Source organism: Pseudogemmobacter blasticus (assembly GCF_003071405.1).
In the GTDB taxonomy this organism is placed as follows: Bacteria; Pseudomonadota; Alphaproteobacteria; order Rhodobacterales; family Rhodobacteraceae; genus Pseudogemmobacter; species Pseudogemmobacter blasticus.
The window spans coordinates 1,012,217-1,025,158 of sequence record NZ_CP020470.1; the positions used below are offsets into that span (position 1 = coordinate 1,012,217).

Below are 12,942 nucleotides of genomic sequence, written 5' to 3' on the forward strand. Positions count from 1 at the left end.
ATGCACGACCACGCCCCCGACCATGACCTGCCCGCGGCTTCGGCCACCCATCCGCTGATTGCGCGGCTGGAACAGGAATTCGACTATCCGCGCCTGTGCTCGGCGGAGGACATGGCGGACTTTCTGGCCCGGCCCGGCGTGCATTGCCTGTTCGTGCCCGGCGATCCCCGGCGCAATCTGGAAACCGCCGATGCGGCGGTGATCCTGCCGGAACTGCGGCTGACGTTCCAGAATACCTTTGATTGCGCGGTGGTGGATGACGCCATCGAAGCGGCCTTGCGCGAAGAAACCCGCGCGCTGAAAACCCCCGGTTTCCTGTTCTACCGCGACGGCGCCTTTCTGGGCGCCATCGAAAAGGTGCGCGACTGGTCAGATTATCTGGCCCGCGTCACCCATATCCTGTCGCTTTCCCCAGCCTGAGGTCCGCCATGGCATCGCCCTTCATGCTTCCCCCCACGGGCTTTGGCCCCGGCTCGCAGCCCGATCCGGCGGGTGAGTTGCAATACATGCCGCTGCCCTCGGGGATGCGGACCTATGCGCCGCATATCCCCGAGGCCGACGATCCGGTGGCCACCGCCGAGGCGCTGGCGATGCTGGCCGAGATGGCCGCCGCCTGTGACGCCGCCGCAAAAGGCGCAGGCCCGGCCGAGTTCGACCTGTCCACCCTGTCGCCCAAGGCGCGCAAGGTGATGGCCGATGCGCTTGGGCAGGGCGAGGTGTCGATCCGGCTGCGCGGACTGCCCGCCGTGATGGTGCAGGAAAGCGTGTTCGCCGGGGTCTGGATGCTGCTGGCCGCCGGGATCGACCGGGTCGAGATCGGGCCGGTGCCGGGGTTGACGCTGGCCCGCGCCCATGTGCCCCACCGCCCGGCCCTGGGCACACAGGCCCGCCGCATTGCCGGGCTGGCCAATGCCCCCGCCGTGCTGACCGAGCTGATCGACCGTTCGCGCAGTCGCCAGCCCGGCGACAGCGCGCATGTGATCAACCTGACCCTGCTGCCCCACACGCCCGAAGACCTGCTCTGGCTGGACGAGGCGCTTGGCGAAGGCGCGGTCACCGTGCTGTCGCGCGGCTATGGCAACTGCCGGGTGACGGCCACGGCGCTGGCCGGGGTCTGGCGGGTGCAGTTCTACAATTCGATGGACACGCTGATCCTGGACACGTTCGAGGTGACCGACATGCCCGAAGTGGCGCTGGCGGCGGCGGAAGACCTGTCTGACAGTGCCATCCGCATCCGCGACGTGATCGAGGCGATCCGATGACCGGCGCGCCCCGCACTCAGGGCTTTGAAGGCAGCTATCTGGGCGCCGCAGACCGGATCAGCGCGCAGGCGATCATGGAATGCAAGATCTGCTGGACGCCCTATGACCCCGCCGAGGGCGACGACACCCGGCAGGTGCTGCCGGGCACCGCCTTCGTCGACCTGCCGGACGACTGGACCTGCCCCGGCTGCACCGCGCCCAAGGCGCAGTTTCTGGTGCGCGAAGACCCCGGCGCCCCGGCGGCGGCCGTGCTGGATGAAATGGCCGCGCGCAGCCGCGCGCTGGTGGCCGACTTTACCGAGATCTTCAACAGCAAGATGCGCGACGTGCCCATGGTGAACCATGCGCTGCATGTGCAGGCGGTAGAGTTCCAGCCCTGGGAGGGCGGGTTCCTTGGCGTGTTGGTCGCGCCCTGGTTCATGAACCTGGTCTTCCTGCCGCCCGCCAGCCGCCCCGTGCTGGGGGCCGGCGAAAAGGAAGTGATCGCCTTCCCGTCGGGCGATTACGAATTCCTGCACAACAGCCGCGAGATGACCGGGCCTTATCTGGCCTGTTCGCTGTTCTCGCCCATGGGCGATTTCACCAGCCAGCTTCAGGCGGTGGATGTGGCGCGCGCGGTGATGGCGGAACTGTTCAAGCCGGAAAACCGCGCCGAAACCGACCGCGCCGCCGAAATCCGTGCCCGGCGCGAGGCGGAACTGGCCCCGCCACCGCCCGAACCGGAGGAGGAGAGCGAACCCTCGCGCCGGCGGCTGATTACCGGGGGGCTTGGCGGATGACGCTTTCGGCGGTCACCATCACGCTGGCCGCTGACGGTCCGCGCCTTGCCGCAGCCCCGCCGCTGCCGGTCGAGGCGCTGATCCTTGGCAAGCCCGTGACCGAGGCCGCCGACCTGCTGCCGCGCCTGTTCAATCTGTGCGCCGGCGCGCAGGGTCTGGCGGCGCGGCTGTCGCTGGGGCTGCCGCCCGGCGACAGCGATCCCGCCGCCGAAATTGTTCGTGATCATCTGGCCCGCGCCTGTGTCACCCTGCGCGCGGCGGCCGGGCTGGCCCCGCCGCGGTTGCCCGCAGAGCCCGCCACGCTGTTCGGCCCCGCCCGCCGGTTGCCGCAGGACCGGGCGGGCTTTTCGGACTGGATCGCCAGCCCTGCCCCTGCCGCCGCCCTTACCGCGCGGCTTGTGGCCCTGTTCCCCGCCGGTGCTGCCACCTGCCCCGCCCTGCCCCCGCCCCCCGCCGATGATCCGCTGGCCGAAGGCGCGTTCGAGAATTCCGCTGCCGGACGGCAGGCCGACCACCCGCTGTTACGCAGCATCGAGGCCGAGCACGGGCGCGGCCCGCTCTGGCGCTATCTGGGTCTGCTGGCCGATCTTGAGGCCGCGATGGAGGGCCGCCTGCCGCCCGCCGCCTGCCGCAACGGCATTGCCGTGGTCCCCGCCGCGCGGGGGGGCCTATGCGCTGCGGCTGACGCAGACGGCCGGAATCGTGACCGGCCTTGCCCGCCGCACCCCGACCGATCACCTGCTGGCCCCCGGCGGCGCGCTGCTGCAATCGCTGGCCCGCCTGCCCGGCGCGGACAGCCGCCTTGCGCCCCTTGTCGTGGCGCTGCACGATCCCTGCCTTCCGGTGACCCTGCGCGAGGCCGAGCCATGCACGAGATGAGCCTTGTCGAAGGCATCCGCAGCATCGTGCTGGATCAGGCGCGCGCGCATGGCTTTTCGCGCGTGACCGTGCTGCGGCTGGAAATCGGCCGGTTTGCCGGCGTGGAAAAACCCGCGCTGGACTTTGCCTTCGACGTGGTGATGCGCGGCAGCCCCGCCGAAGGCGCGCGGCTTGAAATCATCGACCTGCCCGGACAGGCCATGTGTTACGACTGCATGACCGCGGTCGAGATTGCCAACCGTCTGGACCCCTGCCCCCGCTGCGGCGGCGGCAGGCTGATCCCCAACGGTGGCGATGAAATGCGGATCAAGGATATGGAGGTGGTTTGACATGTGCACGGTTTGCGGATGTTCGGACAAGGTCATCGTGGACGGCCGCGAGATGAGCCATGACGAGGCGCACCGGCTGGGGCTGGCGCATAACCACGCCCATTCCCACGGCGACGGCCTGCCCCATGGTCATGGTCACGCGCATGACCATTCGCACGGCCACAGCCACCCGCACCGGCATGGCGACACGCTGCATGACCACCCGCACGACCACCACCACAGCCACCCGCATGACCATGCCCATGGCGCGGGTCACAGCCATGGCGATGCCGATCATGCCCATGACCATGGCGGCGGCGACCACCATCACCCGCATGAGGGCACGCATCATTACGGTCTGGGCGCTGCCGGCGTGTCGGTACCCGGCCTGACGCAAGCCCGGCTGATCGAGGTGGAAACCTCGATCCTGGCCAAGAACGACGCCATCGCGCAGGGCAACCGCCGGGTGCTGACCGCGCTTGGCACGCTGGCGCTGAACCTGGTTTCCAGCCCCGGATCGGGCAAGACCACGCTGCTGTGCAAGACGATCGAAGCCCTTGGCGACACCCCGCTTGCGGTGATCGAGGGCGACCAGCAGACCAGCGCGGACGCCGACCGCATCCGCGCCACCGGCGCGCGGGCGATCCAGATCAACACCGGCAAGGGCTGCCATCTGGATGCGCAGATGGTGGGCCACGCGATTGACGAGCTGCGCCCCCGGCCGAATTCGTTCCTGTTCATCGAGAATGTCGGAAACCTTGTCTGCCCCGCCGCCTTTGATCTGGGCGAGGATGCCAAGGTGGCGATCCTGTCCGTGACCGAGGGCGAGGACAAGCCGCTGAAATACCCCGACATGTTCACCGCCGCGCGGCTGGCGATCCTGAACAAGGTGGACCTTGCCCCGCATTGCGACGTGGATCTGGACTTGTATGAAGAAAACCTGCGCCGCGTGAACCCCGACATCACCATCCTGCGCCTGTCGGCCCGCAGCGGCGAAGGCATGGCCGCCTGGATCGACTGGCTGCGCGCCCGGCTGGCGGAGAAGGCGGCATGACGGCGACCCGGCCCACCGTTCTTCTGGTCGATGACGAGCCACATTCGCTGTCCGCCATGCGGATGGCGCTTGAGGATGAATTCGACTGCGTGACCGCGCCCGATGCCGAAGCCGCCCTGATCCGCATGGAAGAGGAATGGGTGCAGGTGGTGGTCTGCGACCAGCGGATGCCGGGCCGCACCGGGGTGGAATTCCTGGCCGACCTGCGCGAACGCTGGCCCGATGCCGTGCGCATCATCATCACCGGCTATACCGACCCCGCCGCCATGGCGCAGGCGATCAATGATGCCGGCATCCACCAGTTCCTGACCAAGCCCTGGCACCCCGACCAGTTGCTGATGGCGGTGCGCAACGGCGCGCGGCTGTTCGGCCTTGCGCGCGAGAATGAGCGGATGGCGCTGGAAATGCGCTTCCTGGCATCGACCGCGCAGACCAAGCTGGAAAAGCGCCGCCTTGCGCTGCGCGACGGGATGGGGTTCGAGACGATCCTCCGTTCGCCCCTCAGCCCGATGAGCGCGCTGGTCGAAACCGCCCGCCATTACGCCAGTTTCGACGTGCCCGTCCTGCTGACGGGCGAGGCCGGCACCGGCCGGGCGCGGCTGGCGCGGGCCATGCACTTCGGCAGCCTGCGGTCTGACAAGCCGTTCCACGCGGTCAATCTGGCCGGTCTGCCCGAAGACCTGGCGCTGATCGAGATCTTCGGCGCCAAGCGCGGCGTTCTGCCGGGCGGCGTGAACCGGATCGGTCTGGCGCAGAAGGCCGATCGGGGCACCCTGTTCATCGAAGGCATCGAACATGCCAGCCCCGCGCTGCAACTGGCGCTGTGGCGGCTGCTGGACGAGGGCAGTTTCACCCCGCAGGGCGGGCAGGAAGTGCTGACCACCAACCTGCGCCTGATTGCCGCCACCGGGGGCGATCTGGCCGCGCGGGTGGCTGACGGCGCCTTCCGCCCCGACCTTTACTATGCGCTGTCGGTGGCCGAGCTTTCCATTCCGCCGCTGCGCGCCCGGCGGGGCGATGTGGCGATCCTGGCGCAGGAATTCCTGGCCGACCTGGCCGCGCGCCACGGCAAGCCCGCGCAAGGCTTTACCCCGGCGGCGCTGGAGTTTCTGGAAAACTACGACTGGCCCGGCAACCTGCGCGAATTGCGCAACGAGGTGACGCGGATGCTGATCTTCGCGCAGGCCCCGGTTCTGGGGGCCGAACTGATCAGCCGCGCCATTCTGCAAGCTCCGCCGTCCGACGCCGGTGCGGACCGCAGCGCCGAAGGCGTGCTGACCGCCGCCGGAACGCTGAAAGACCGGGTCGAGCTGATCGAGATGCGCATCCTGCGCGAAACGCTGACCCGCCACCGCTGGAACAAGTCGCGCGCGGCGGTGGAACTGGGCCTGTCGCGCGTTGGCCTGCGCGCCAAGCTGGACCGTTATGGCATCCTCGATCCCTCGGGCCGGGTGCATGAGGAAGAGGAGGACTGAGCCATGTGTCTGGGGATACCGGGGCAGATCACCGCCATCACCGACGCCGCCCGCCTGATGGCCATGGCCGAGGTGTCGGGCGTGCGCCGCGAGGTGAATGTCGCCTGCGTGGCGGGCAATGATCTGGACGCGCTGGTCGGACAATGGGCGCTGATCCATGTCGGCTTTGCGATGAGCCTGATCGACGCCGACGAAGCCGCGAAAACGCTGGAGGCCCTGCGCGATCTGGGCGAGGCGCAAGAGGCGCTGGACCAGATGGCCGCGTCGGATGAGGCGCTGGCATGAAATTTGCCTCGGAATTCCGCGACCCCGCCGCCGCCCGCGCGCTGCTGTCGGCCATTGCCCGCAAGGCCGACCAGATCGGCGCCACCCGGGCGAACCCCGTTCACATCATGGAAATCTGCGGCGGGCATACCCATTCGATCTTTCGCTACGGTCTGGACAAGCTGATTCATGAGGGGGTCGAGTTCATCCACGGTCCCGGCTGCCCGGTCTGCGTGCTGCCGATGGCGCGGGTTGATGAATGTGTGGAGATCGCCGAACGCCCCGGCGTGATCTTCACCACCTTCGGCGATGCGATGCGGGTGCCGGGCCACCGCAAAAGCCTGATGCAGGCGAAATCGGCCGGGGCCGACATCCGCATGGTCTATTCGCCGCTGGATGCGCTGCAACTGGCCCGGCGCAACCCGGGCCGCGAGGTGGTGTTCTTCGGACTGGGGTTCGAGACGACCACGCCTTCGACGGCGCTTTCCATCCAGCAGGCCGCGCGCGAAGGGCTGACCAATTTCAGCGTGTTCTGCAACCACATCACCGTGCCCGAACCGATCAAGGCGCTGCTGGATGACCCCGACATGACGCTGGATGGCTTCATCGGGCCCGGCCATGTTTCGATGGTGATCGGCATCCACCCCTATGACTTCATCGCCCGCGATTATGGCAAACCCATCGTCGTGGCGGGGTTCGAGCCGACCGATCTGCTGCAATCGGTGCTGATGGTGTTGACCCAGATCGCCGAGGGGCGCGCGGCGGTGGAAAACCAGTATGCCCGCGTCGTGCCCGAACACGGCAACCGGGTCAGCCTGGCCGCCATCGCCGATGTCTATGAGCGCCGCCCCAGCTTTGAATGGCGGGGTCTGGGCGAGATTGATGCCAGCGGGCTGCGCATCCGCCCGGCCTATACCGCCTTCGATGCCGAGGAGAAATTCGGCATCGGCTATGCGGCGGGGGCACGCAACGTGCCGGAAATCGAAGGCTGCGCCTGCGGCTCGGTGATGACCGGCAAGCTGAAACCCACGCAATGCCCGCAATTCGGCAAGGGTTGCACGCCCGAAATGCCGCTGGGGGCGCTGATGGTGTCATCGGAAGGCGCCTGCGCGGCCTATTGGCAATATGCCGGCGCACGCGGGACGGCGGCCTGACATGGCCCTGCGCGATACCCATGTGACCCTGGCCCATGGCGGCGGCGGGCGCGCCATGCGCGACCTGATCGACGAGGTGTTCACCGCCGTCTTCCAGCCCCCCGGAACCGAGGATCAGGCCCGCCTGATGACCGCCGCCCTGCAGGAACCGGGCGCCCGGCTGGCCTTTACCACCGACAGTTTCGTCGTCACGCCGCTGGAATTTCCGGGCGGCGACATCGGCACGCTGGCGGTTTGCGGCACGGTCAATGATCTGGCCGTGGGCGGCGCGCGGCCGTTGTGGCTGTCGGCGGCCTTCATCATCGAGGAAGGCTGCGAGATCGCGCTTCTGCGCCGCATTGTCGCCAGCATGGCGGCCGAGGCGGCCAGGGCCGGCGTCCGCATTGTCACCGGCGATACCAAGGTGGTGGAACGCGGCAAGGCCGACCGCGTGTTCATCACCACCGCCGGGGTTGGCGTGATCCCTGTCGGGGTCGAGATCGGCGCGGCGCAGATCCGGCCCGGCGATGCTGTCATCGTCAACGGCGTTCTGGGCGATCACGGCGCCGCCATCCTGGCCGCGCGGGGCGATCTGGCGCTGTCGGTGGATCTTGCCTCGGATTGCGCGGGTCTTGGCCATCTGATGCAGGCCGCGCTGGCCGCCGCCCCCGGCCTGCACGCCGCGCGCGACTGCACCCGTGGCGGGCTGGCCAGCGCGCTGAACGAAATGGCGGCCGAGGCCGGGGTTGCGGTCGAGATCGACGAAACCCGCCTGCCGCTGCGCCCCGAAGTGGTGGGCGTCTGCGAAATCCTGGGCCTTGATCCGCTGTATCTGGCGAACGAAGGCCGGCTGGTGCTGTTCTGCCCCGAGGATCAGGCGCCGGGCCTGCTGGCCGCGCTGCGATCGCTGCCCGAAGGCGCGGGCGCGGTGCAGATCGGCCGCGCCCTGCCCGGCCCCGCCGGCCGCGTGACCCTGCGCACCGCGTTCGGCGGCGCACGCATCGTGGACATGCTGGTGGGCGAGCAGTTGCCGCGCATCTGCTGACGCCGGCCCGGACCGCCGCCTGAGTCCGTACACCGTGGCATACGACTCAAACCGGGCTTCCGGCGGGGACGTGCGGGCCGGCGGCGGCCAGTCTCAACCCGGAATATGCCGCAGATCCGGCCTGTTTCACCCCTGGAATTCCGACCGACCGACCGTCGCGACAAGTGGACGCAGCGCTGCGTCGCGCCGGCTGATCGTGTTTTCGGAAAATCCATCAAGACAATGTTTTTATTTCATTTTATTTGGCACATCCCTACAGAATTCCTGTCGGATGGTACGGCTACCGGCGGTTGGATAGCTGTAACGGGCCAAATTAAATCAAGCATCTTGTGTAAATAATTTCTGACAGTTGATGATGTCAATAAAACGTGACAGTCTTTCCTTGCAACCTAGGGACCCCCCAAAGGTGGCGATGAGGGTTCGGTCATCACCCTCGCGAAACATTCGATGGCCAAACAAATGGAGACGTAAATGGCAGACGATCCTGATAAGGTCTGGCCGAGCGGGCTGACCCTGAAAGAAGCTGAGGAAGTTCACGAGCAAGTGATCCTCGGCACCCGTATTTTCGGCGGCGTGGCCGTCATCGCCCACGTGCTCGCGGCTGTCGCGACCCCGTGGCTCGGTTGATGGAGGGCTAAATGATTTTCCCGAAAGTTTGGCTCGTCGTGAAACCCGGCGTCGGCATTCCGCTGATGCTGTCCGCCGTCGCCGTGTCGGCTCTCGCCATCCACGTTGGCGTGCTGACCCAGACCAACATCTTCTCGGACTACTGGAATGGTCGTCCGATCACCGCTGCTGGCGCTGCGGTGGCTGAGCTGACCCCGACCGCTTCGGCGAACGATGTGGCTCTGCTGAAGTAAGACCCCTGCGCCGCCCTTCGGGGCGGCGCATCCCCACCCCAGGGTCGGGAGCCCCGGACCTCCGAGGGGCATCCCGATATTTGCGTTTCTGGCGGCGCCGGGCCGGCAAGACCCGCAATCCGCCACATGGATGGACCCGGCACATGGCTGACCTGAAGAGCATCGTCGTGAACAAGCTGGCGGGGCTCGGGCCGCGCTGGATGCCCTTCGCGGATGTCGCCACGCCGGACGTTCCCCTTTCGCGCCTGATGCGGCTGGCCCTGTTGCAGGTCACGGTCGGCATGGCGCTGGTGCTGATGGCCGGCACGCTGAACCGGGTGATGATCGTCGAACTGGACGTTCCGGCCAGCCTTGTCTCGATCATGCTGGCGCTGCCCTTGCTGTTCGCCCCCTTCCGCGCGGTGATCGGGTTCAAGTCCGATACGTTCCGGTCGGCCCTGGGCTGGCGCCGCATCCCCTTCATCTGGAAGGGCACGATGCTGCAGTTCGGCGGCTTTGCCATCATGCCCTTCGCGCTGCTGGTGCTGTCTCAGCAAGGCTATGCCGCCGAAGCGCCGCGCTGGCTGGGCCTGTCCTCGGCCGCGCTGGCCTTCCTGCTGGTGGGCGCCGGGCTGCACATCGTGCAGACGGTCGGCCTGGCGCTGGCCACCGACCTGGTGACCGAGGAAGACCATCCCAAGGTGGTGGGGCTGATGTATGTCATGCTGCTGTTGGGCATGATCATCAGCGCCTGGCTTTATGGGATGCTGCTGGTCCAGTATTCGCCGGGCCGGCTGATCCAGGTGATCCAGGGCTCGGCCGTGGTGACCATCGCGCTGAACGGCTATGCCATGTGGAAGCAGGAGGCCCGCAATCCCCGGCGCGCCCGTGACGTGGCCGAGGAGATCGGCTTTTCCGCCTCGCTCAAGGCGCTGTCGAACATTCGCGGCATGAAGCCGCTGCTGCTGCTGATCGCCTTCGGCACCGCCGGCTTCGGCATGGCCGACGTGCTGATGGAACCGTTCGGCGGCCAGGTTCTGGGCATGACGGTTTCGGAAACCACCAAGCTGACCGTGGTGCTGGCGCTTGGCACGCTGGTGGGCTTCGTCGGTGCCTCGCGCTGGCTTGCCCGCGGCCGCGCACCGCTGGGGGTGGCCCTGTTCGGGGCGCTGGTCGGCGTGCCCGCCTTTGGCGTGGTGATCCTGTCAGCCTCGACCCTGAGCATCGTTTCCTTCGTGGGCGCCACCTTCGCGGCGGGCTTCGGCGCCGGCCTGTTTGGCCATGGCACGCTGACGATGACCATCCGCATTGCCCCGCCGCGCCAGACCGGGCTTGCGCTTGGCGTCTGGGGTGCGGTGCAAACCACCTCGGCCGGGCTTGCCATTGCCGCGGGCGGCGCGCTGCGTGATGCGATGCTGGCCAGCGGCGACCGCGGGCTTGACGCGACGGCCCCCTATATCACGGTCTTTGCCGTTGAAATGGCGCTGCTGGTCGCGGCGCTGGTGGTGATCGTTCCGCTGTGGATGAACGGGCACAAGGGCAACCTGCGGTCCCGCGCCCCGATGCTGGATCAGGCGCGGTCCTGACCGGGGGCCTCAGGCCGGACGGAACACCAGCGCCAACCCGTTCATGCAGTAGCGCAGCCCCGTGGGCGGCGGGCCATCGGGGAAGACATGCCCGAAATGCCCGCCACAGCGGCGGCAGTGCACCTCGGTCCTGGTGCCCAGGAACAGCGACGTGTCTTCGCGCGTGGCAATCGCATCCGGCAGCGGTTGCCAGAAGCTGGGCCAGCCGGTGCCGCTGTCGAACTTGGTTTCGGACGAGAACGCCGCCAGATCGCAGCCCGCGCAATGATAGGTGCCCGCGCCATATTCCTTGTCCAGCGGGCTGGACCCGGCGCGTTCGGTGTCTTCCTCGCGCAGGACGGCATATTGTCGGGGCGTCAGGCGGGCGCGCCATTCGGCTTCGGACAGGGTGATTTCAAACCCGCCTTCGGCGCGGGCGGGCCGGGCCAGCCCCAGCGCGGCGGCAGTGGCAAGAAACAGGCGGCGGTGCATCGGCAATCTCCCCTTCGCGCGCAGTCTACCCACCGATACGACCGCGGCACAGCAGCGGATTTGCCCGATCACGCAGATTCGTTGCCGGCCGCCGGCCGGGCTTCCCCTTGCGGCCCTGCGCGATATGTTCCATGAACCGTAGGAACGAAATTTCTGGACGCCCGCCATGCTGGATCAAGTGACGAAACCGACCGAGGAAGTCTCGGTCCGCGATCTCTTCGGAATCGATACCGAAATGCGCGTGAAGGCCTTTGAGTCACGATCCGACCGCGTGCCCGAGATCGACCCGACCTACAAGTTCGACCCCGACACCACGCTGGCGATTCTGGCGGGCTTTGCCTACAACCGCCGGGTGATGATCCAGGGCTATCACGGCACCGGCAAATCAACCCATATCGAACAGGTGGCGGCGCGGCTGAACTGGCCCTGCGTGCGGGTGAACCTTGACAGCCACATCAGCCGGATCGACCTGATCGGCAAGGATGCGATCAAGCTGGAAGACGGCAAGCAGGTGACGAAGTTCCATGAGGGCATCCTGCCCTGGGCGCTGCGCAACCCCGTTGCCATCGTGTTCGACGAATATGACGCCGGCCGCGCCGATGTGATGTTCGTGATCCAGCGCGTGCTGGAACATGACGGCAAGCTGACGCTGCTGGACCAGAACGAGATCATCACCCCCCACCCGTCCTTCCGGCTGTTCGCCACGGCGAACACCGTGGGTCTGGGCGACACGACCGGGCTTTACCACGGCGTGCAGCAGATCAACCAGGCACAGATGGACCGCTGGTCGCTGGTTGCGACGCTGAACTACCTGTCCCATGACGCGGAAACCGCGATCGTGCTGGCCAAGAACGCCCATTACAACACCGACAAGGGCCGCAAGATCATTTCGCAGATGGTCACCGTGGCCGACCTGACCCGCACCGCCTTCATGAACGGCGATCTTTCGACCGTGATGTCGCCGCGCACCGTGCTGAACTGGGCCCAGAACGCCGAGATCTTCCGCAATGTCGGCTACGCCTTCCGGCTGAGCTTCCTCAACAAATGCGATGAGCTGGAACGCCAGACCGTGGCCGAGTTCTACCAGCGCTGCTTCAACGAGGAACTCCCGGAAAGCGCCGCCAGCCAGGCGATGAAGTGATGAAGGCGGCCGGTCCGGGGCTGCATATTGGCCTGATCGGCGGCATCGGCGTAGCCGCGACGGTGGTTTACTACCAGAGGCTTGCGGCGGCTGTCGGCGGGCCGTTCCGGCTGACCATTGAACACGGCGACATCCAGACACTGATCCGCAACAATCTGGCGGATCTGCGTACTCCTCAGGCGGAAATCTTCGCAGCGATGGCCGCGCGGCTGAAAGGTGCGGGCTGCGACTCCGTGGCCCTTACCTCGCTTGGCGCGCATTACTGCCTGGAAGAGTTCCGGGCACTGTCGCCGCTGCCGGTGGTTTCGGGCGTGGCGCCGCTGGATGCGATGCTACACGGGGCAGGATACCGCCGCGTTGGCCTTCTGGGAACGCGCGTGGTCATGCGGACCCGGCTTTACGGCCAGTTGCAGCTGGTTCAGGGCGTGGCTCTGGACGACGAGATCGAGATGCTGGGCCAGACCTATCAGGAGGTGGCCGTCGCCGGTACCTGCACCGACCAGCAGCGCGCCGTTCTGCTGGACGCAGGGCAACGAATGGTCCGCGACCTTGGCGCCGAGGCAATTGTGCTGGCGGGCACCGACCTCAACCTTGCCTTCGATGGGCAGAACCCCGGCTATCCCGTGATTGACGCGCTGGACAGCCATGTCGCGGTGCTGGCCGATCTGGCGACAGGCCGCACCGACCTTGCCACCTTGGGCTGATG

Annotated in this window: 15 protein-coding genes; 14 read left to right on the plus strand and 1 reads right to left on the minus strand. The window is 67.3% G+C overall.

Features of this window, described 5'->3' with window-relative positions:
- From B6K69_RS04870 to B6K69_RS04930, 12 genes are all read left to right on the plus strand, one after another.
- The gene (locus tag B6K69_RS04870) at positions 1–420 is read left to right on the plus strand and encodes a thioredoxin domain-containing protein (protein ID WP_108642987.1); all 420 of its coding nucleotides are present in this window, start codon (positions 1–3) and stop codon (positions 418–420) included.
- A gap of 8 nt (positions 421–428) precedes the next feature.
- Positions 429–1,262: a hydrogenase expression/formation protein gene (locus B6K69_RS04875; RefSeq protein WP_108642988.1), complete on the plus strand. Its 834-nt coding sequence runs from the start codon at positions 429–431 to the stop codon at positions 1,260–1,262.
- Positions 1,259–2,041, plus strand: coding sequence for a [NiFe]-hydrogenase assembly chaperone HybE (hybE, locus tag B6K69_RS04880; protein WP_108642989.1), 783 nt, complete (start codon positions 1,259–1,261; stop codon positions 2,039–2,041). Before B6K69_RS04875 ends, hybE begins: the two co-directional genes overlap by 4 nt.
- An 866-nt stretch (positions 2,042–2,907) precedes the next feature.
- Entirely contained in the window at positions 2,908–3,249 is a 342-nt protein-coding gene (gene hypA / locus B6K69_RS04890; RefSeq protein ID WP_108642990.1) for a hydrogenase maturation nickel metallochaperone HypA, read from the plus strand.
- Between the two features lies 1 nt (position 3,250).
- On the plus strand, positions 3,251–4,282 hold the full coding sequence (gene hypB, locus B6K69_RS04895; RefSeq protein WP_418260328.1) for a hydrogenase nickel incorporation protein HypB: 1,032 nt from the start codon (positions 3,251–3,253) through the stop codon (positions 4,280–4,282).
- Positions 4,279–5,757, plus strand: a complete 1,479-nt coding sequence (locus B6K69_RS04900; protein WP_107673442.1) for a sigma-54-dependent transcriptional regulator — start codon at positions 4,279–4,281, stop codon at positions 5,755–5,757. Before hypB ends, B6K69_RS04900 begins: the two co-directional genes overlap by 4 nt.
- Before the next feature lie 3 nt (positions 5,758–5,760).
- Positions 5,761–6,042 (plus strand): HypC/HybG/HupF family hydrogenase formation chaperone, encoded by a 282-nt coding sequence (locus B6K69_RS04905; RefSeq protein WP_108642991.1) that lies wholly within the window; start codon positions 5,761–5,763, stop codon positions 6,040–6,042.
- Complete coding sequence (hypD, locus tag B6K69_RS04910) at positions 6,039–7,175, plus strand: hydrogenase formation protein HypD (RefSeq protein ID WP_108642992.1); 1,137 nt, start codon at positions 6,039–6,041, stop codon at positions 7,173–7,175. The genes B6K69_RS04905 and hypD overlap by 4 nt, the downstream gene beginning before the upstream one ends.
- A gap of 1 nt (position 7,176) precedes the next feature.
- A complete protein-coding gene (gene hypE, locus B6K69_RS04915; protein ID WP_108642993.1) occupies positions 7,177–8,199 on the plus strand; it encodes a hydrogenase expression/formation protein HypE in 1,023 nt (340 codons plus the stop codon).
- 471 nt (positions 8,200–8,670) lie between these two features.
- Positions 8,671–8,826, plus strand: coding sequence for a light-harvesting antenna LH1, beta subunit (gene pufB / locus B6K69_RS04920; protein ID WP_107673439.1), 156 nt, complete (start codon positions 8,671–8,673; stop codon positions 8,824–8,826).
- Positions 8,827–8,837: 11 nt separating this feature from the next.
- Positions 8,838–9,059 carry a light-harvesting protein gene (locus tag B6K69_RS04925; RefSeq protein ID WP_107673438.1) on the plus strand — a complete coding sequence of 74 codons (222 nt, stop codon included), beginning with the start codon at positions 8,838–8,840 and terminating at the stop codon, positions 9,057–9,059.
- Positions 9,060–9,202: 143 nt separating this feature from the next.
- Complete coding sequence (locus B6K69_RS04930) at positions 9,203–10,624, plus strand: PucC family protein (RefSeq protein ID WP_108642994.1); 1,422 nt, start codon at positions 9,203–9,205, stop codon at positions 10,622–10,624.
- 9 nt (positions 10,625–10,633) lie between these two features.
- On the opposite strand, the gene msrB is transcribed toward B6K69_RS04930, so the two are convergent.
- Positions 10,634–11,095 (minus strand): peptide-methionine (R)-S-oxide reductase MsrB, encoded by a 462-nt coding sequence (gene msrB, locus B6K69_RS04935; RefSeq protein ID WP_108642995.1) that lies wholly within the window; start codon positions 11,093–11,095, stop codon positions 10,634–10,636.
- A 166-nt stretch (positions 11,096–11,261) separates the two neighbouring features.
- Here msrB and cobS point away from each other — a divergent pair, with 166 nt between their 5' ends.
- Both cobS and B6K69_RS04945 read left to right on the plus strand, forming a co-directional pair.
- Positions 11,262–12,236, plus strand: a complete 975-nt coding sequence (gene cobS / locus B6K69_RS04940; protein ID WP_107673435.1) for a cobaltochelatase subunit CobS — start codon at positions 11,262–11,264, stop codon at positions 12,234–12,236.
- Positions 12,236–12,940: an aspartate/glutamate racemase family protein gene (locus B6K69_RS04945; RefSeq protein WP_335602459.1), complete on the plus strand. Its 705-nt coding sequence runs from the start codon at positions 12,236–12,238 to the stop codon at positions 12,938–12,940. The genes cobS and B6K69_RS04945 overlap by 1 nt, the downstream gene beginning before the upstream one ends.
- Positions 12,941–12,942: the final 2 nt, after the last annotated feature.

What these genes read in the sequence shown, in the direction of transcription:
- B6K69_RS04870 (WP_108642987.1), top strand. Translation starts at nt 1, where the DNA reads ATGCACGACCACGCCCCCGACCATGACCTGCCCGCGGCTTCGGCCACC.
- B6K69_RS04875 (WP_108642988.1), top strand. Translation starts at nt 429, where the DNA reads ATGGCATCGCCCTTCATGCTTCCCCCCACGGGCTTTGGCCCCGGCTCG.
- hybE (WP_108642989.1), top strand. Translation starts at nt 1,259, where the DNA reads ATGACCGGCGCGCCCCGCACTCAGGGCTTTGAAGGCAGCTATCTGGGC.
- hypA (WP_108642990.1), top strand. Translation starts at nt 2,908, where the DNA reads ATGCACGAGATGAGCCTTGTCGAAGGCATCCGCAGCATCGTGCTGGAT.
- hypB (WP_418260328.1), top strand. Translation starts at nt 3,251, where the DNA reads ATGTGCACGGTTTGCGGATGTTCGGACAAGGTCATCGTGGACGGCCGC.
- B6K69_RS04900 (WP_107673442.1), top strand. Translation starts at nt 4,279, where the DNA reads ATGACGGCGACCCGGCCCACCGTTCTTCTGGTCGATGACGAGCCACAT.
- B6K69_RS04905 (WP_108642991.1), top strand. Translation starts at nt 5,761, where the DNA reads ATGTGTCTGGGGATACCGGGGCAGATCACCGCCATCACCGACGCCGCC.
- hypD (WP_108642992.1), top strand. Translation starts at nt 6,039, where the DNA reads ATGAAATTTGCCTCGGAATTCCGCGACCCCGCCGCCGCCCGCGCGCTG.
- hypE (WP_108642993.1), top strand. Translation starts at nt 7,177, where the DNA reads ATGGCCCTGCGCGATACCCATGTGACCCTGGCCCATGGCGGCGGCGGG.
- pufB (WP_107673439.1), top strand. Translation starts at nt 8,671, where the DNA reads ATGGCAGACGATCCTGATAAGGTCTGGCCGAGCGGGCTGACCCTGAAA.
- B6K69_RS04925 (WP_107673438.1), top strand. Translation starts at nt 8,838, where the DNA reads ATGATTTTCCCGAAAGTTTGGCTCGTCGTGAAACCCGGCGTCGGCATT.
- B6K69_RS04930 (WP_108642994.1), top strand. Translation starts at nt 9,203, where the DNA reads ATGGCTGACCTGAAGAGCATCGTCGTGAACAAGCTGGCGGGGCTCGGG.
- msrB (WP_108642995.1), bottom strand. Translation starts at nt 11,095, where the DNA reads ATGCACCGCCGCCTGTTTCTTGCCACTGCCGCCGCGCTGGGGCTGGCC.
- cobS (WP_107673435.1), top strand. Translation starts at nt 11,262, where the DNA reads ATGCTGGATCAAGTGACGAAACCGACCGAGGAAGTCTCGGTCCGCGAT.
- B6K69_RS04945 (WP_335602459.1), top strand. Translation starts at nt 12,236, where the DNA reads ATGAAGGCGGCCGGTCCGGGGCTGCATATTGGCCTGATCGGCGGCATC.